Annotated in this window: 18 protein-coding genes; 15 read left to right on the top strand and 3 right to left on the bottom strand. The window is 58.5% G+C overall.

Translation table 11 applies throughout. The features are described 5' to 3' along the window. Positions 1–2: 2 nt before the first annotated feature. Genes SIL79_RS08425 through SIL79_RS08365 form a run of 13 tightly spaced genes read left to right on the top strand, consistent with a single transcriptional unit; the run spans position 3 to position 14,220 of the window. Entirely contained in the window at positions 3–1,373 is a 1,371-nt protein-coding gene (locus tag SIL79_RS08425) for an AMP-binding protein (protein WP_319619134.1), read from the top strand. Then, a complete protein-coding gene (locus tag SIL79_RS08420; protein ID WP_144361432.1) occupies positions 1,366–1,728 on the top strand; it encodes an ApeI family dehydratase in 363 nt (120 codons plus the stop codon). The genes SIL79_RS08425 and SIL79_RS08420 overlap by 8 nt, the downstream gene beginning before the upstream one ends. Next, complete coding sequence (locus SIL79_RS08415; RefSeq protein ID WP_319619133.1) at positions 1,725–3,437, top strand: glycosyltransferase family 2 protein; 1,713 nt, start codon at positions 1,725–1,727, stop codon at positions 3,435–3,437. The genes SIL79_RS08420 and SIL79_RS08415 overlap by 4 nt, the downstream gene beginning before the upstream one ends. Continuing rightward, on the top strand, positions 3,434–4,987 hold the full coding sequence (locus SIL79_RS08410; protein ID WP_144361434.1) for an HAL/PAL/TAL family ammonia-lyase: 1,554 nt from the start codon (positions 3,434–3,436) through the stop codon (positions 4,985–4,987). The genes SIL79_RS08415 and SIL79_RS08410 overlap by 4 nt, the downstream gene beginning before the upstream one ends. Then, positions 4,984–5,421: an acyl-CoA thioesterase gene (locus SIL79_RS08405; RefSeq protein WP_039034678.1), complete on the top strand. Its 438-nt coding sequence runs from the start codon at positions 4,984–4,986 to the stop codon at positions 5,419–5,421. The genes SIL79_RS08410 and SIL79_RS08405 overlap by 4 nt, the downstream gene beginning before the upstream one ends. Next, the gene (locus SIL79_RS08400; RefSeq protein WP_319619132.1) at positions 5,418–6,269 is read left to right on the top strand and encodes a LolA family protein; all 852 of its coding nucleotides are present in this window, start codon (positions 5,418–5,420) and stop codon (positions 6,267–6,269) included. Before SIL79_RS08405 ends, SIL79_RS08400 begins: the two co-directional genes overlap by 4 nt. Next, entirely contained in the window at positions 6,269–8,626 is a 2,358-nt protein-coding gene (locus SIL79_RS08395; protein WP_319619130.1) for an MMPL family transporter, read from the top strand. The genes SIL79_RS08400 and SIL79_RS08395 overlap by 1 nt, the downstream gene beginning before the upstream one ends. Further along, the gene (locus tag SIL79_RS08390) at positions 8,623–9,879 is read left to right on the top strand and encodes an NAD(P)/FAD-dependent oxidoreductase (RefSeq protein ID WP_233962863.1); all 1,257 of its coding nucleotides are present in this window, start codon (positions 8,623–8,625) and stop codon (positions 9,877–9,879) included. Before SIL79_RS08395 ends, SIL79_RS08390 begins: the two co-directional genes overlap by 4 nt. Beyond that, positions 9,876–10,559 (top strand): DUF3261 domain-containing protein, encoded by a 684-nt coding sequence (locus tag SIL79_RS08385; protein WP_319619129.1) that lies wholly within the window; start codon positions 9,876–9,878, stop codon positions 10,557–10,559. The genes SIL79_RS08390 and SIL79_RS08385 overlap by 4 nt, the downstream gene beginning before the upstream one ends. Positions 10,560–10,590: 31 nt before the next feature. Then, a complete protein-coding gene (locus SIL79_RS08380) occupies positions 10,591–11,781 on the top strand; it encodes a beta-ketoacyl-[acyl-carrier-protein] synthase family protein (protein WP_039034682.1) in 1,191 nt (396 codons plus the stop codon). After that, positions 11,778–12,269: an ApeP family dehydratase gene (locus SIL79_RS08375; protein ID WP_039034683.1), complete on the top strand. Its 492-nt coding sequence runs from the start codon at positions 11,778–11,780 to the stop codon at positions 12,267–12,269. The genes SIL79_RS08380 and SIL79_RS08375 overlap by 4 nt, the downstream gene beginning before the upstream one ends. Beyond that, positions 12,266–12,991, top strand: a complete 726-nt coding sequence (locus SIL79_RS08370; protein WP_039034684.1) for a 3-ketoacyl-ACP reductase FabG2 — start codon at positions 12,266–12,268, stop codon at positions 12,989–12,991. Before SIL79_RS08375 ends, SIL79_RS08370 begins: the two co-directional genes overlap by 4 nt. Beyond that, the gene (locus SIL79_RS08365; RefSeq protein WP_144361440.1) at positions 12,988–14,220 is read left to right on the top strand and encodes a beta-ketoacyl-ACP synthase; all 1,233 of its coding nucleotides are present in this window, start codon (positions 12,988–12,990) and stop codon (positions 14,218–14,220) included. Before SIL79_RS08370 ends, SIL79_RS08365 begins: the two co-directional genes overlap by 4 nt. Before the next feature lie 81 nt (positions 14,221–14,301). Here the strand turns inward: SIL79_RS08365 and SIL79_RS08360 are convergent, their stop codons facing one another. Beyond that, positions 14,302–15,429 carry an HD-GYP domain-containing protein gene (locus tag SIL79_RS08360; protein WP_233962859.1) on the bottom strand — a complete coding sequence of 376 codons (1,128 nt, stop codon included), beginning with the start codon at positions 15,427–15,429 and terminating at the stop codon, positions 14,302–14,304. Positions 15,430–15,575: 146 nt separating this feature from the next. On the opposite strand from SIL79_RS08360, the gene SIL79_RS08355 reads away from it, so the two are divergent. Continuing rightward, entirely contained in the window at positions 15,576–15,896 is a 321-nt protein-coding gene (locus SIL79_RS08355) for a rhodanese-like domain-containing protein (protein WP_039034686.1), read from the top strand. Positions 15,897–15,901: 5 nt separating this feature from the next. Next, on the top strand, positions 15,902–16,084 hold the full coding sequence (locus SIL79_RS08350; RefSeq protein ID WP_144361442.1) for a hypothetical protein: 183 nt from the start codon (positions 15,902–15,904) through the stop codon (positions 16,082–16,084). Positions 16,085–16,139: 55 nt separating this feature from the next. Here SIL79_RS08350 and SIL79_RS08345 read toward each other — a convergent pair whose 3' ends face one another. Both SIL79_RS08345 and SIL79_RS08340 read right to left on the bottom strand, forming a co-directional pair. Continuing rightward, entirely contained in the window at positions 16,140–16,733 is a 594-nt protein-coding gene (locus SIL79_RS08345; RefSeq protein WP_100143384.1) for an FMN-dependent NADH-azoreductase, read from the bottom strand. Between the two features lie 210 nt (positions 16,734–16,943). After that, positions 16,944–17,414 carry a thioesterase domain-containing protein gene (locus tag SIL79_RS08340; protein WP_319619127.1) on the bottom strand — a complete coding sequence of 157 codons (471 nt, stop codon included), beginning with the start codon at positions 17,412–17,414 and terminating at the stop codon, positions 16,944–16,946. Between the last annotated feature and the right edge of the window lies 1 nt (position 17,415).

Below are 17,415 nucleotides of genomic sequence, written 5' to 3'. Positions count from 1 at the left end.
TTATGACAGAGTTATTGAAAACCTGGCTTACCCAAGGCCCAGCAGGGCAACAACTGATCAGTTTTAACCACCATGACATAGTCACGGGTTCACTGTTCGCCACCCAGGTCTATCATCTGCATCAGCGCCTGCAAGCCCGGTCGGAAAAGCGTTGGTTACTGGCCTGCGACAGCAGCGATCTGTTCGCCGTTGGCCTCTGTGCCGCCCTGTTGTCGGGCAAGCAGATCATACTGCCGGCCAACACTCAGCCGGGGACTCTGAGCGAACTGACCCAGGAGTTTGATGCCATAGTGTCAGACCGCCCCCTGTGTGAGGGCAAGATCTGGCTCGAGCTGAAAAAAGAGCTGTCACTGCCCCACTCGCCCTGGCCGCAGATGGCCGAGGGGGATGAGTTCGGCGAACTGCTGCTGTTCACCTCAGGCTCCAGCGGCCAACCCAAGGCGGTTCGCAAGCGCCTGCAGCAACTGGATGCCGAAGTCAGTGTGCTGGAGCAGACCTTCGCCGCTCACCTGCCACAGTGCAGTGTGATTGCCACCGTCAGCCACCAGCATATCTATGGCTTGCTGTTTAAGATTCTCTGGCCACTGGCGGCCAGTCGCCCCTTCCTCAGCGATCTGGTGGAATACCCGGAAACCCTGAGTTATTACACCGCCCTGTTTCCCAACCTGTGCCTGATCAGCAGCCCGGCGCAGCTGTCGAGGCTGCCGGATGCGCTGGAGCATGAACGCCAGCTGCACACTCCCAGCCTGATCTTCAGCTCCGGCGGGCCCCTGAGCCTGGAAGCCGCCCAAGGGGTCAAGCGCTGCTACGGTAGCCTGCCAATCGAGGTCTACGGCAGCACGGAAACCGGCGGCATAGGTTATCGGCGCCAACAGAGCAGCGATACCCCCTGGCAGGCCTTTACCCCCATGGAGCTGAGCAATGACAGCGACGGCGCTTTGCTGCTGCGCTCCCCCTATCTCGAAGACGACGGCCAATACCGCTGTGAAGACAAGGTTCGGCTGCTGGGCGAAGGCCAGTTCTGCCTCGAAGGCCGCTTGGACCGCATCGTCAAGATAGAGGAAAAGCGCTTGTCTCTGGTGCAGATGGAAACCTTGCTCAACGCCCATCCCTGGGTGACCCAATCGCATCTGGTGCTGCTGGAAAACCCCAGAGTGCAACTGGGCGCGGCGGTAGAGCTTTCCGCCGCCGGTAAGGCACAGCTCGAAGCCGAGGGCAAACTCAGCATCAACAACGCCCTCAAGGCCCATCTGCTGAGCCAATTTGAACGTGTGACTCTGCCAAGGCGCTGGCGCTATCCACAGCAGCTGCCGCTCAATGCCCAGGGCAAGTTGCTCAAAAACGATATTCTTGAGCTGTTTGATCATGATTAAGTCTGTTCTTCCGCCCATTGTTCAACACCGGCATCAGGACAATGAAGCCAGTTGGCGCCTGAGCATTCCGGCCGAGCTGCCTATGTTTACCGGCCACTTTCCCGGCCAGCCGGTATTGCCCGGCGTGACTCAACTGGACTGGGCCGTGCGTCTCGGCAGCCAGGCATTCGGCTATGATGCCGAAGTCGCGGTACTCGAGGTGCTCAAGTTTCAGCAACTGCTGTTGCCGAATATGCAAGTCACCCTCAGCATCAGCAATAACCCCGCCAAGGGTAAACTGAGCTTCAGCTACAGCGACGGCGAACAGAAGTTCGGCTCGGGTCGTATCGCCTTCAAGACAGAGGCCAAGCAATGAAGCTGGCGCTGATCATCCCCAATTACAACCACAGGGGCCATATCGCTGCGACGCTGGAAGCCCTCAAACCGCTGGGGCTGCCCTGCTTTTTGATCAACGACGGCAGCGACGATGAGACCCGATATCTGTTGCAACAGTTGGCCGAACAACACAGCGACTGGGTCAGCCTGCTGCATCACCCTTATAACCGCGGCAAGGGCGCCGCCGTGATGACAGGCCTGCGCGCCGCCTGGGCCGCGGGTTTTTCCCACGGCCTACAGGTGGACGCCGACGGCCAACATAATCTGGAAGATATTCCGGCGCTAATCGCCAGGGCGCAGCTCAACCCCAAGGCGCTGATCTCCGGCCTGCCGCAATATGATGATTCCGTGCCCAAGGGTCGGCTCTACGGCCGTTACCTGACCCATTTTTGGGTCTGGGTCGAGACCCTGAGCCTGGATATCCGCGATTCCATGTGCGGCTTTCGAGTCTATCCACTGGCGGCCACCGAGGCCCTGCTTAGCAGCGAAGCCCTCGGCGAGCGGATGGACTTTGATATCGAAGTCATGGTGCGTCTCTACTGGCGCGGTGTTGCCATAGAGCATATCCCCACCAAGGTGATCTACCCGGAAGACGGCAGCAGCCATTTTCAGGGGCTGGCCGACAATGTGCGGATCAGCAAGCTGCACACCAGGCTGTTTTTCTCCATGCTGTGGCGCAAGCTCAAGGGGCAGAAACTGGGGCCAACCCAAGCGGCACAAGACAACCCCCAAGGCGCTCATTGGTCCAACATCAAGGAGCGGGGCAGCTACTGGGGTATCAAGCTGCTGGCCGAGAGCTATCGTTTCGGCGGCCACTGGCTGGCACGGGCGATCATGTACCCGGTGATCTGTTATTTCTTTATCACGGGGCGACAGGCCCGCGAGGCATCACAAGCGTTTTTAAAGCGGGTTCAGGCACTGGAGCCACAGCACCCGAGTCTCGGTCAGCCGGTGACTTGGCGCGACAGCCTGCGCCACTTCTTCGCCTTCGGCAATGCCGCACTGGATCGCATCGATGCCTGGTGCGATCGCATTCGTTTGCAACAGGTGGAGTTCAGCGACCGTCAGCAGTTGGCCGAGCAGTTACAAAGTGGCCAGGGAGCCGTGTTACTGGTGTCTCACCTTGGCAATATCGAGCTGTGCCGCGCCATCTCCATTCACCAGCGCAAGGTGAAGGTCAATGTGATGGTGATGACCCGCAATGCCGAAAACTTCAACCGGGTGCTCAAGCAGCTGAACCCGGACAGTGAACTCAACTTACTTCAGGTCACCGAACTCAACCCGGCCACCTCCATGTTGCTGCAAAGCAAGGTCGAGGCCGGTGAATTGGTGGTGATAGCCGCCGATCGCACCTCCAGCCATAGCCCGGGTCGCACGGTGAAAGTGCCGTTCCTCGGCGAGATGGCGCCCTTCCCCCAGGGCCCCTTTATTCTGGCCGGTCTGCTGGACTGCCCCATCTACACCATGTTTTGCCTGCGGGAGCAGCAGGGCTATAAGGTCTGGCTCGAGCCCTTCGAGCAGAGCCTCAAAGGCCCGAGATCCGAGCGGCAGCAGCGGCTGCAACAGGCAGCAGGCCTCTATGCCCAGCGACTGGAACATTTTGCCCGCAAGGCACCACTGCAGTGGTTTAACTTTTTCGATTTTTGGCGGCAGGACCAAGTTGCTGACCGCCCCAAGGACAATTCATGAGCGCAACAGTTAAGGCCACCAAGACGGTCGGCTTCGGCCAAACATCACTGACACTGGAGCAGGTGGTTGCCATCGCCAAAGGGGCGCCGGTAACCCTCAACGCCAGTGCAGAGTACCGTGACTATATCCAGCGCGGCGCCCACTTTATCGACAGCCTGCTCCATGAAGAAGGCGTGGTCTATGGGGTCACCACAGGCTATGGCGATTCCTGTACCGTCAATGTCGGCCCGGATCTGGTACACGAGTTGCCGCTGCATCTGTCGCGCTTTCATGGCTGCGGCATGGGCAAGGTGCTGGAGATCCCCCAGGCCAGAGCCGTGATGGCCTGCCGCCTCAACTCACTGGCCGTGGGTAAGTCCGGTGTCAGCTATGAGCTGCTGGAGCGCATAGCCCTGCTGCTGAACCTCAACATAGTGCCGGTGATCCCGGAGGAAGGCTCTGTGGGTGCCAGCGGCGATCTCACGCCACTGTCATATCTGGCCGCCGTACTGGTTGGCGAGCGGGAGGTCTTCTATCAAGGACAGCGCCGCGCCACCAGCGAGGTCTATGCCGAACTTGGGATCAGCGCCCTCAAGCTCAGGCCCAAAGAGGGCCTGGCACTGATGAACGGCACCGCCGTGATGACGGCGCTGGCTTGTCTGGCCTATGACAGGGCCGAGTACCTGAGCCGCCTGTGCGCCCGCATTACAGCTATGGCCTCGCTGACACTCAAGGGCAACTCCAACCATTTCGACGAGATACTGTTTGCCGCCAAGCCGCACCCGGGGCAGAACCAGGTCGCGGCCTGGATCCGTGAAGACCTCAACCACCACGAACACCCACGCAACTCTGACCGACTGCAGGACAGATATTCGATTCGCTGCGCGCCGCACATTATCGGGGTCTTGGCCGATGCCCTACCCTTTATGCGCCAGTTTATCGAGACCGAACTCAACAGTGCCAACGACAACCCGATAGTGGACGGCGAGGGGGAACATATTCTCCACGGCGGCCACTTCTATGGCGGCCATATCGCCTTTGCCATGGACAGCCTCAAGAATGCGGTGGCCAATTTGGCGGATCTGCTGGACAGGCAGATGGCTCTGGTGATGGATCCCAAATTCAACAACGGCCTGCCTGCCAACCTGTCGGCCAGCCAGGGCGAGCGCAGCCCCATCAACCACGGTTTCAAGGCAGTGCAGATAGGTTGCTCGGCCTGGACCGCCGAGGCGCTGAAACACACTATGCCCGCCAGCGTGTTCTCGCGTTCTACCGAGTGCCACAACCAGGACAAAGTCAGCATGGGCACCATTGCCGCCCGTGACGCCCTGCGGGTATTGGAACTGACCGAGCAGGTGGCCGCTGCCGCACTGCTGGCCATGAGTCAGGGGATCCGCCTGCGCCTGCTCGCCGGTGAACTGGAACGTGAGTCGCTGACCGAGTCAGTAGCTACCACCCTGGCGCAGCTGGAAGCCGACTTTGAACTCTTGATTGAAGACAGGCCGCTGGAAGCCTTGTTGCGGCAAACCCTGGCCAAGATCCAAGCCGGGGAGTGGGAGGTGTGCCGATGAAAGCCATCCTCAGCACTGAAATAGAGCTGGAGATCCCCTTCCACGATGTCGATTCCATGGGCATTACCTGGCACGGCAACTATCTGCGTTATTTTGAAATAGCCCGCTGCAAGCTGCTGGACAGGTTCGACTACGGTTACCGGCGGATGCAGGAGTCGGGTTACGCCTGGCCGATAGTGGATCTGCAGCTGAAATACGTCAAACCCAGCCGTTTCGAGCAGAAGATCCGGGTGAGTGCCGCCCTGGTTGAGTGGGAAAATCGGCTGAAGATCAACTACCAGATTTGCGACGCCGCCCTTGGTGAGCGCCTCACCAAGGGCTACACCATACAGGCCGCAGTGGATATGCAGACCCAGGAACTGTGCTTGGTGACTCCGCCGGTGTTCCGTGAGCGCCTGGCGCCCTTTATCGCGGCCGCCGAGGCCAAGTCATGAACCCTTCAGCCTGCGGCTTTCGGCTCACTCGGCAGCCCGCCTTACTGCTTGGGCTGCTGGGACTGGTTTGGTTTGGCGCCGCTTGCAGCAACATGGCTTTAGGGGAAGTGGCGCCAGCCACTATGGTATTGGGAGAAGTGGCGCCAACCACTATGGCATTGGGAAAAGTGGCGGCTGATAACACTCAGACAGAGCCGGTGGCAGTGTTGGCCGCCGAAGCCAAGGGAAGAGTCAGGCCGGAGGCGCAAGCATTCGATAAACTCTTTGCCAAGGCGGCCACAGAGCAGGCTCTGCAACAGTTAAGCACTAAGATGGCCCTCAGCGACAGCAGCCGAGGCCAGTTTGAGCAGGTGCGCTGGCTCAGGGTGCTGAAACAGCCACTTCGCAGCAGCGGCGAATTTCTGTTTCAACGAGAGCTGGGCATGCTCTGGCAACAGCAGACTCCCTTTGGCAACCTCTTGCTGCTGAAACAGGGCGAGCTTATCCAGCAGGACAGCCAGGGCAAACTCAGTGTCACCAAGGCCGATGCCGGCCCGGCGGCCGTGGCTGAAATGCTGCCGCGCATGATGCAATCCCTGCTCTCCGGTGATATTCAGGTATTGAGCCAGGGGTTTGAACTCTATCTGCTCAATGACCAAACGGGTCATTGGCAACTGGGACTCAAGGCCAAGGAGCAGACAATGGCAGCTCTGCTGCCGCAAATGGTGCTCGAAGGCAGTCAGGATCTCGAATCTCTGACCCTGCTGGCCAAGAACGGCGATATCAGCCAGATATTCTTCTCTGAACTGGACAAATCACCACTCAATGACAGCGAGCGCGCTCGCTTCTTTCCCGAGGTGACCCCCTGATGTCGCCTCCCCCTGAACCCACTCGTCCCAGGCTCTCGGCGCCGGTTGGCCTGCTGTTGTGGCTGGGGCTGCTGACACTGCTCATTCTGCTTGGCGTCTGGCAGTGGCAACAGGGCGGCCGTATTCAGAGCGACATTCTCGCCATGCTGCCCAAGGTGCAGGAAGATCCGCTCGCCGAAGCGGCGCTGAAACGCATGGAGCAGAAACTGGGCAATCAGCTGTATATCGGCCTGATTGCCAATGATAAGCCTCAGGCGATCAACGCCGGCAAACAGCTGCAAAATGCGCTGAAAAAGGAGCAAAACGCCTTTAAGAGAGTGCGCAGCGCCGAGGCCGACAGCTTCAGCGCCCTGGGGCGTTTCTATTTCCCCTATCGCATGGGGCTGCTCAGTGACAGCCAGAGGCAGCAACTCGCTAGCGGTGAATTAACCACTCTGATTCAAAACGCGCAGCAACAGCTCTATAGCGCCTTTGGCGCCGCCGGCAGCGACCTGATTGCCGAAGATCCGCTGTTGCTGTTCCCCGACTGGCTCAAGTCGCTGGCCGAGGGCCGCAGTCTCATCCAGGCAGATGGCATAATGTTGGCACCAACGCCGCAAGGCCAGTATGCAGCCATAGTGATGGCCGAGGGCATAGGCAGCGCCTTTAACCCGCAGCAACAGGCAACCCAGCTCAAGGCGCTGGAGCAGGCCTTGGCGCCTCTGCCGCAAGATATTCGAGTGCTCAAGGCCGGCGCCCTGTTTCATGCCGCGGCCGCCACAGAATCGGCCAAGAGCGAGATCAACCGTATCGGATTAGTCTCCCTGCTTGGAGTGATCCTGCTGGTGCTGCTGGCGTTTCGCTCCTTGATGCCGCTGACGGTGGCACTGCTCACCCTGGGCAGTGGATTTCTGGCGGCGACAGTCACGACCCTGACACTGTTTGGCGAACTGCATCTGCTGACCCTGGTGTTCGGCACCAGCCTTATCGGAATCGCCATCGACTACAGCTTTCACTTCTACTGCGAGCGCTTGCAACATCCCAAGGCTTCTCCCAGGCAGGTTATTGGCCTGATATTCCCGGCCGTGACCCTGGCCTTGATCACCAGTATCGGCGCCTACCTGGGCATAGGCTTGGCGCCTTTCCCCGGCATGCAACAGGTGGCCGTGTTCTGTGCCAGCGGGCTGATTTTCACCTGGCTGACACTGCTGCTGGCGTATCCGGCTATAGCCGCCAGCCCCTTGCTTGCCGGAGACAGCCGCCTGGCGCTGGCTGGCCGCTTGCTGAATCTCTGGCAAATTCTCGGTCGGCGCAGCAGTCTGTTAATCCTAGTGCCATTGGGGTTACTGCTGCTGTTTGGCGGCATTGACCTCAAGACCAACGATGATATCCGGGCGCTGCAGAGCAGCCCACCAGCGGTCAGCGAGCCGGAAAATGCCCTCAGGCAACTGCTGAGTGGCGGCACGGACAATCAGTTCCTGCTGGTTCGGGGTGACAGCGCCGAGGAGATGCTGCAGCGTCTCGAACAGCTGGCGCCCGGGCTCAAGCGTTTGATTGCGAAAGGCAAACTCGGCAACAGCGTCAATATCGCCCGCTACTTGCCGAGCATCAAACGCCAGCAGCAAGATCATCAGCTGCAGGGGCTTATCTATCGCCAGACAGATACAGTTTTGGACACCCTGGGGCTGAATGCCGAGCTGGCCGGGCCGCTCTCGAGGCAATGGGCCGAATTCCAGCCGCTCTCGGCCACAGACTGGCTCGCCAGTGAAGGGGCTAAATCCTCAGGGCTGAGTGACCTCTACCTCGCCCCCACTGACGGAATAACGGCTCACGCCGCCATAGTGCTGCTCGGTGGCATCCACGATCTCGACGCCCTCAAGCAGTTGGCAAGCAGCAACCCGGGCGTACAGTTGGTCGACAAGGTCGCCGATATCTCGGCGCTGATGGCCAAATACCGTCAGTTGACCCTGCTGATGCTGGCGCTGGCACTGCTGTTGGCGGCGGTGATTTTCAGCTGGCGCTTTGGTTTGCGCCGCGGCCTTTGGGTGGCGCTGGTGCCGACTCTGGCGGCAATTCTGACTCTGGGCGCCCTTGGCTGGCTCGGCAGCGGCTTGACCCTGTTTCATGCCCTGGCACTGGTGTTGGTGTTCGGCATAGGCGTGGACTACAGCCTGTTTTTTGCCGAAGCCAAACAGCATCCCAGAGGCGTGATGTTGGCGGTGCTGATGTCTGCCGCCTCCACCCTGCTGGCCTTTGGCCTGCTGGCTTTGAGTGACACCTATGCCATTGCCGCCTTTGGTATAACCCTGGCGCTGGGCATAGGTTTTACCCTGTTACTCGCTCCCCTAACCTCAACTCTTACAAGGAATGCAAAGTGAACACTGCCAATGCCGTGGAACAAGTCGATGTGGTAATTATCGGTGCCGGGCCATCCGGCTCGGTCGCGGCCAGTCTGCTGAAACAACAAGGAGTAGATGCCCTGGTGCTGGAGCGGGCCCAATTTCCACGCTTTTCCATCGGAGAGAGCCTGTTGCCCTGCTGCATGACAGTGCTGGAGCAGGCTGGGATGACAGAAGCCGTGGCCGAGGCCGGGTTTCAGTTTAAAAACGGCGCCGCCTTTCGGCGCAACGGCCGCTACACCACCTTTGATTTCAGTGACAAGTTTACCCCGGGCCCCGGCACCACCTTTCAGGTTCCCCGAGGCCAGTTCGACAAACTGCTGGCCGATACCGCCAGTACCCAAGGGGTAGAGATACGTTATGGCCAGACGGTCACCGCGGTGGATCTCAGCGCAGAGCCACGGCTGACAGTGGCAGACGAAAATGGACGAGTCTATTCAGTGCAGGCCAAATATCTGCTGGATGCCAGTGGCTTTGGCCGGGTACTGCCAAGATTGCTGCAGCTGGAATGCCCCTCCAGCCTGCCGGCCCGCTCGGCCATCTTTACCCATATTGAGGACAATATCAGCGACCCGGAGTTTGACCGCAACAAGATCCTTATCAGCGTGCATCCGCGCAACAAGGATATCTGGTATTGGTTGATCCCCTTCAGTAACGGCACCTGTTCGCTGGGGGTGGTGGCCGAACCGCACCTGCTGGCAAGACTCGAAGGCAGCCTGGAGCAGCAATTGCGCACCATAGTCAATGAAGAGCCAGGGCTGGAGGCGCTGCTTAAAGACGCCAGAGTGATCCGCGACTGCGCCACCTTGAAGGGCTATTCGGCCAATGTCAGCACCCTGGCCAGCGACAAGTTTGCCCTGCTGGGCAATGCCGGTGAGTTTCTCGACCCGGTATTCTCCTCCGGGGTGACCATAGCCATGCACTCGGCCAGTCTGGCCTGCAACTGTCTGGTACGCCAGCTCAAGGGGGAAGCGGTAGACTGGCAGCAGGATTATGCCGAGCCCTTGATGCTGGGGGTCAACACCTTCCGCACCTATGTGGAAGCCTGGTATGACGGCAGATTCCAGGAGGTGATCTTCTTTGAAGACGCCAACCCGAAAATAAAACAGATGATCTGCTCTATCCTGGCGGGCTACGCCTGGGACAGCAACAACCCCTTTGTCAGTGAATCCCGGCGCAGATTGGATCTGGTGGTGAACCTCTGCCGCGACGCTGTCGAGGAAGCCTTATGACAGCCGCTGTTACCCGCTTGCTGCTGCTTGCCACTGTGCTGGTTGGCCTGAGTGGCTGCAGCCAGCTATTGTATCGCCAAACCTGCGTTGCCCTGGCAAAGGATGTCAGTTATTGTCTGGCGCCGCTGCCGCTGAACCAGGCCGCGCCCAAGGGACAAACCTCTGATACCAAGGCTGCCAAAGACGCAAAGCAACCAGATGAGCCCCAGGGCAGTGACTCGGTTCAAACTCAAACTTTGGAGCAAACGCTCAGTCTCAGCCAGCAGGTGCGCCTGCAACGAGGGGAGCAGAGCCATGAGCTTATCAGCCAACTGGAACTGCAGCCGCAGCAGATGACTGTGGTGGGGCTGGCACCTCTGGGCCAAGCACTGTTTACCTTGATCTACGATGGACATACACTGACCAGCGAGCAGAGTGTACTGCTCGGCAATGAGTTTAAAGCAGAATATCTGCTGGCCTTGCTGCAACTCATCTATTGGCCGGAGGAAAAGCTGAACGCTTATCTGGATGGCGCCAGGGTGAAACTGGAAGATTGCGCCGCCGTCCTGTGCCGGGTATTGCTGAACAATGACAATCGCGAGCTGATGCGGATAAGTTACTCCAGCCCCGACATCTGGCATGCGGAAGTGACCTTGAACATGCCGCAGGCCGATTTAAAACTGAACATTAAGCCCCTGTAATGGATACAGGGCCGGATCCCAAAACAGAGATATGACAACTACAGCCATAAATCATGCGGGTTTTTGTACCCCTCTCGGCAACCGGGCCGACGAGGTGCTTAACGCCTTGCTCGCCGGTGACAGCCGCGGCATGGTCAGCCGCGACAACCTGTTGTTTGAACGGCCGGCCATAGTCGGGGTAGTGGACAGCGAATTACCGGCCATTCCCGCCGAGTTTGCCGACTATGACTGTCGTAACAACGCCCTGTTGCTGTGCGCCGCCCTGCAAATCACCCCGGCGGTGGAAGCCGCCAAGGCCAAATATGGCAAGGAGCGCATCGCGGTTGTCATAGGCACCAGCACCTCGGGGATCTCCAAGGGTGAAGAAGCACTGGAGTACCGCAATCGCCACGGTCATTTCCCCTCTGATTACCACTATTTTCAGCAGGAGCTGGGGGGCACCAGTCGCTTCCTGCAAGCCTGGTTCAAGCTGAGCGGCCCCTGTTACACACTGTCGACGGCTTGCTCCTCCAGCGCCAAGGTGTTTGCCGCCGGTAAACGGCTGTTGCATGCCGGACTGTGCGACATGGTGATAGTCGGCGGGGTCGACAGCCTGTGCCAATTGACCCTCAACGGCTTCGATGCACTTGAGTCTGTCTCCAAGGGGCATTGCAATCCTTTCAGCGCCAACCGCGACGGCATCAACATAGGTGAAGGCGCGGCGCTGTTTACCCTGGAGAGAGGAAGCGGCCAGGTGCTGCTGTCCGGTGTCGGCGAGTCGGCCGATGCCCACCATATCTCGGCGCCCCATCCCGAGGGCAGCGGTGCGATTGCTGCCATGGAGATGGCACTCAAGCAGGCGGGGCTGACGCCTGATGACATCGACTATGTCAATCTGCACGGCACTGCCACCCCCAAGAATGACGCCATGGAAAGCCGCGCCATGCACTCGGTATTTGCCGAAGCACTGCCGCCTTGCAGTTCCACCAAACCCTTGACCGGCCACGCACTGGGCGCCGCCGGGGCATTGGAAGCGGTATTCTGCTGGCTGCTGCTCTCGCCCCTCAACCCTGATGGGCAACTGCCGCCGCATCTGTGGGACTGTGAGCAGGATGGCAAGGATCCCGCACTGCCGCTGGTCAAACAGGGCAGTCGCCACGCATTAAATCACCTGATGAGTAACTCCTTCGCCTTTGGCGGCAGCAATGCCAGCCTGATCTTCAGCCGTGGAGCCCCGGAATGACCCAGCCTTTAACCGAGCGTGATATCGCCGATTTTCTGCCCCACAGGGCGCCCATGATACTGATAGACGCCGTGGTCGAGCACAGCCAAGACAGGCTGCTGACCAAGGTGAAGATTAGTGAGCAGAGCCCCTATTTCGATGACGCCCGGGCTCTGGTGCCCAATTATGTCGGCATAGAATATATGGCCCAGAGCATAGCGGCACTGGCCGGAGTGGAAGCCGAGGCCCGCGGTGATATTATCCGGGTCGGTTTTTTGCTGGGCAGCCGTAAGCTCAGCATGCATACCCCGGGATTCCTGCCCGGACGCGAATACCTGACTCAGGTGCAGCGCCTCTATCAGGAAGACACGGGACTGGCAGTGTTCGACTGCCGCATCTTTGATGGCGAAACAGAGATCGCCAGCGCCAATGTAAACGTTTTTCAGCCCCAGGACACCCAGGCCTATATTGCCGGTAGTCTGGAGGCGATGCAGGGAGATTCCGCATGACAAAGAGAGTTTTGGTCACAGGTTCCAGCCGCGGCATAGGCAAGGCTATCGCCCTGCGTCTGGCGCAATCCGGCTTTGATATCGCCCTGCACTTTCATGCCAATCGAGCGGCCGCCGAGGCCAGCGCCGCCGAAATCCAAGCCTTGGGCGTCAAGGTCAGCCTGCTGCAGTTTGATGTTGCCGAGCGCCAGACCTGCCGCCAAGTCATTGAGGCCGACATCGAAGCCAACGGTGCCTATCACGGCCTGGTTCTCAATGCCGGTATCGCCCGCGATACGGCTTTCCCGGCGATGACAGAGGCCGAATGGGATGGCGTCATCCACACCAATCTCGATGGTTTCTACAATGTGATCCATCCGGCGCTGATGCCGATGATCCAACGGCGCAAGGGCGGCCGCATCATTACACTGTCTTCGGTTTCCGGTTTGGCCGGTAACCGTGGCCAGGTGAACTACAGCGCCTCCAAGGCCGGTATCATAGGCGCCACCAAGGCGCTGGCATTGGAGCTGGCCAAACGCAAGATCACGGTCAACTGCATCGCTCCCGGGATCATCGAAACCGAAATGGTTGATACCTTCAGCCCCGAACTGGTACAGCAACTGGTGCCGTTGCGGCGCATGGGCCAGCCTGAAGAGATAGCGGCCCTGGCCAACTTCCTGATGTCTGACGAAGCCGGTTACATCACCCGCCAGGTGATCTCGGTCAACGGAGGCATGCTATGAGCCGCAGGGTGGTGATTACCGGCATGGGCGGCATTTCTGCCCTGGGCCAGGATTGGGACAGCGTCAAAGCCAAGCTGCAGGCAGGCCAAAATGCCGTGGTTCGCATGGATGAATGGGACAGGTTCGACGGTCTGCATACCCGTCTGGCGGCGCCGGTCAGCGACTTCAGCACTCCGGCGCACTATTCGCGCAAGAAGATCCGCTCCATGGGGCGGGTGTCTCTGATGGCCACCCGCGCCAGTGAAATGGCGCTGGAGGATGCCGGCTTGTTGCATGATCCTCTGATAGCCTCAGGTGCCATGGGCATAGCCTACGGTTCTTCCACCGGCAGTACAGAACCCATCACCGCCTTTGGCGACATGCTCAAACACGGCGATATGAGCGGCGTTACCGCCACCAGTTATATCCGCATGATGGCCCATACCACGGCGGTCAATGTCGGGGTATTTTTCGGCCTCAAGGGGCGGGTGATAACCACCAGCAGCGCCTGTACGTCCGGCAGCCAGGGCATAGGTTATGCCTATGAAGCCATCAAGTATGGCCAGCAGGATTTGATGCTGGCCGGGGGCGGCGAAGAACTCTGCCCCACAGAGGCGGTCGTGTTCGACACCCTGTTTGCCACCAGTACCCGCAACGACACTCCCGAGTTGACCCCCAGGCCTTTCGATCGCGACCGGGACGGCCTGGTGATAGGCGAAGGTGCCTGCACCCTGGTGCTCGAAGAGCTGGAGCATGCCAAGGCCAGAGGCGCGCGCATCTACGCCGAAGTGCTGGGTTTCGGTACCAACTCAGACGGCCTGCATGTGACGCAGCCGAACGCCGACACCATGGAAAAGGCGATTCGGCTGGCACTCAAAGATGCCAGGATAGCGCCGCAGCAGATAGGCTATGTCAACGCCCACGGTACGGCCACCGACCGCGGCGATGCCGCCGAGAGCCGGGCTACTGCCGCAGTATTTGGCGAACAGATGCCGATTTCATCGCTGAAGAGCTATACCGGCCATACCCTGGGCGCTTGCGGCGCGCTGGAGGCCTGGTGGAGCATTATGATGATGCGTGACGGCTGGTTTGCACCCACCATCAACCTGGAGAATATTGCCGAGGATTGCGCCGAGCTGGATTATATTCGCGCCAAAGGCCGGGCACTGGATACCGACTTGGTGATGAGCAATAACTTTGCCTTTGGCGGCATCAATACTTCGTTGATCTTCCGCCGCTGGCAGGAATGAGCTTAGCCCCGGGAAGCCTTAGAAAACCAGAGGAAGCCCAAGAGAGCTTTAGTGGGATAAATCGGCACATGCAGGGGCCTTTCAGGCCGCCTTGTCATCGCGGCAGCGCCCCATGATATCCAGGATCTGCTTGGTCGAAGCCGCCAAGGCTTCGACGCAGTGGCCGTCCAGTTTGCCGGCGGCCACCATGCTTCTCAACTCACGAAAACAGGCGTCCAGTGGCCAGGCCTGCTTATAGGGTCGCTCGCTGCTGAGGGCATCGAAGATATCCGCCACAGTCACTATTCTGGCTTCAATCGGCACCTCTTCACCCTTCAAACCTCGGGGATAGCCGCTGCCATCCAGATACTCATGATGACAGGCCACTATGTTGAGCATGATGGCCGAATCCGGCAGATGCGCCAGACCAAAATCCCCCAGCACCTTGCGGATCAGGCTCTCGCCCTTATCCACATGGGTCTCCATCAGAGTGCGCTCATCTATGCTTAAGGGCCCCTCTTTCAACAACACTTTGTCCGGAATACCTATCTTGCCTATGTCATGCAGCGGCGCAAACTGGGTGATATGTTCTATCTGCTCATCACTCAGGCCATATTTGGGTGCGACTATGCCGGCGATCAGGCCCGAATACGCCGCCATGCGATCCAGGTGCGCACCGGTTTCAAAGTCGCGTAGGTCGGCAAAGTCCCTTGCCACCTGAGCCGAGGCGAGAATAGTGCGCACCGCACTGAGTTCGGTGCACAGAGACATGTTGATCAAGTTGGCATAGAGCACCATATCCCGCTGCGCCTTGGCATCGAAGGCCGCCACGCGGTATGAATCGAAAAACAGAAACCCCAGAAACCTCTGTTCATCATATAGGGGCACAGTAAAGGAAGAGTTGTAATCCTGCTCCAGCAGCCAACGTGAATGGCTGTTTTCCGGCAAGATATTGGCCTTGATATCGTCTATCACCCGATACTGCCCTGTGTCGGCCAGCTGGCTGAGCACCGGGCTGTCGGACATGGGATATTCATAACCCACTATGGCCTGCCCCCTGTGAGTGCTGTTAATAAAGGTTTTTAGCAGCCCGGTCGAATCGTGATACAGGGCACAGGCGATACGATCCACCCAAGGGTAACTGAGTAGCAGATGTTCGTGAATGCGCTCCAGGCGCTCAGAAGCGTTGTGCCCCTGCAACCAGAAGGATGACAGCATATTCTTGTCCATACACTATTTTCAAATCATTTCCTTTTTCCAAAGGATAGAACAAAAAACAGCCCTGGCGAGAAAACGACCTGCATCCAGGCCATTGCATTTTCAACTCCATAAGATTAACCTTATTAAAAAATTTCTAATTGATAGAGAGTCTGAAAATGCAAACCAACGCCAATCCACAAGACGGCCGCCTGAGCCCTGAGCAGTGCCATCAGATGATCGCCAAGGGAGTCCGGGTACTGGATGTCCGCTCGGCCGCCGAATATGCCGAAGGGCACCTGCCACAGGCGGTGAATGTGCCGCTGGATACCCTGGATACCTGGCTAAAGCAGCAACCGAATAAGCAGGAACCCTTTGTGCTCTATTGCGGCGCCGGCATGCGCGCCCAAAAAGGCTGCGACATTCTGCGAGCCAATGGCTTTGATTGCGTGCTCAACGGCGGCGCCTTCAAGGAGCTGGTCTGCGGCAAGCCTGAGTAACCAAAATGACAAGCAAGCCCGGGCGATTTCAGATAAGCCAACATCGCGGCCAAGCCTCTGCGCGGGTGCGTTATCGCGAGCAGTGGCCCGCCGAAGGGGTTAATGCCGCTTGCCCCCTTTGCAGCGAGGCGCTCGAGCCGGACAAGCCGTCACAAAAAAGCCCCGGGGAGTCACCTCCGGGGCAGTAGAACCAAATCAGTCAAGCAACTGGCGTTCAGATTGATGGTGGAAGAGATGTTTGCCTCAGGCAGAGATGGCCGCCAGCGAAGATTTGGCTGCTGAAATACCCTTAGCGTTGGCATCCGGGCCCATGTTCAGCGCTTCACCGTAGACGGTTTCCACTTCGGTAATTCCAATAAAGCCCAGCACGGTTTTCAGATAAGGCACCACATGGTCTGTGGTCGAGTCTTTGTGTACCCCACCCCGGGTAGTGATCACTACCGCACGCTTACCAGTGATAAGACCCACAGGGCCATTTTCTGTGTAACTGAAACTCACACCGGCGCGGGCAATCAGGTCAATCCAGTTTTTCAACTGAGTCGGAATACCGAAGTTATACATGGGCGCAGCTATTACTAGTGTGTCGTGATCTTTCAGTTCCTGGATCAGCTCATCAGACAAGGCCAACGCCTGTTGCTGGCGCTCGCTCAGCTGTTCGCCGCCGCGCAGGCCGCTGGCAATTTCACCGTCCAGTACCGGCAGCGGCTCGGCCGCCAGATCCCTGACTGTGATGCTGGAACCCTGCTCCTGCCAATGCTTGATCAGATGGTCGACCAAGAGACCGGACTGAGAGTAACCACCCAGAATGCTGGATTTCAAAACTAATACTTTGCTCATGATACTGCTCCGCTTCGATTCAGGAATTTGTTTGAGTCAGAGCTTTTGCTCCAATCTATGCTGAGCAGTCTACTGATGGACAAAATAGAAAAAAAGCGGAGAAAATTTGATATTAAATTCGATTTTTTAGAAAGGAAAGGCTGTTATCTAGGGCTTATCACTCAAGGCTTACAAGGTTAAAACCGAACCTGTAAGCCTAGGTAATCCCAGCTAGGACAGGGTCGGCTCTTGCTTGGGCTGGCTGACGTAAACCCCCAAGAAAGAAGCACAGCAAAGGCCGCGACTCCAGAGTTCCACCTCCAGCCTGACTTTGACCCTGCGCCCTTCACTCAAAGGCGTCAGTGACACGCCCGGCCAGCTGACTCTGGCCTCGATCAACTCACCGGGATTGGCAGTCACCGGCGCCCGATAACGGATCTCGGCCTGGGCCAGCACTATATCACCACTCACTCCGGCCCGCTGCTGTTGCAGCCAGAGCATGCCCCAGCCACACAGAGTGCACAGGGTATAGATACTGCCGGCAAACATGGTCTGATGCAGATTGATGTTGGGCGGCAGCGGTGCACCGACACGAAATTCTGTGCCATCAAAAGCCAGTGGCCGGATCCCCATAAAGGCACTGACGGGGATGGTGCCATGCCAGGTGTTTTCCAGCTGCTTAAGCAGTGATGGCTCAGACATA

This window comes from Shewanella indica, assembly GCF_033842865.1.
In the GTDB taxonomy this organism is placed as follows: Bacteria; Pseudomonadota; Gammaproteobacteria; order Enterobacterales; family Shewanellaceae; genus Shewanella; species Shewanella indica.
Note: the sequence above shows the minus strand (reverse complement) of the source record. Positions and strands in the feature narration are given on the sequence as shown.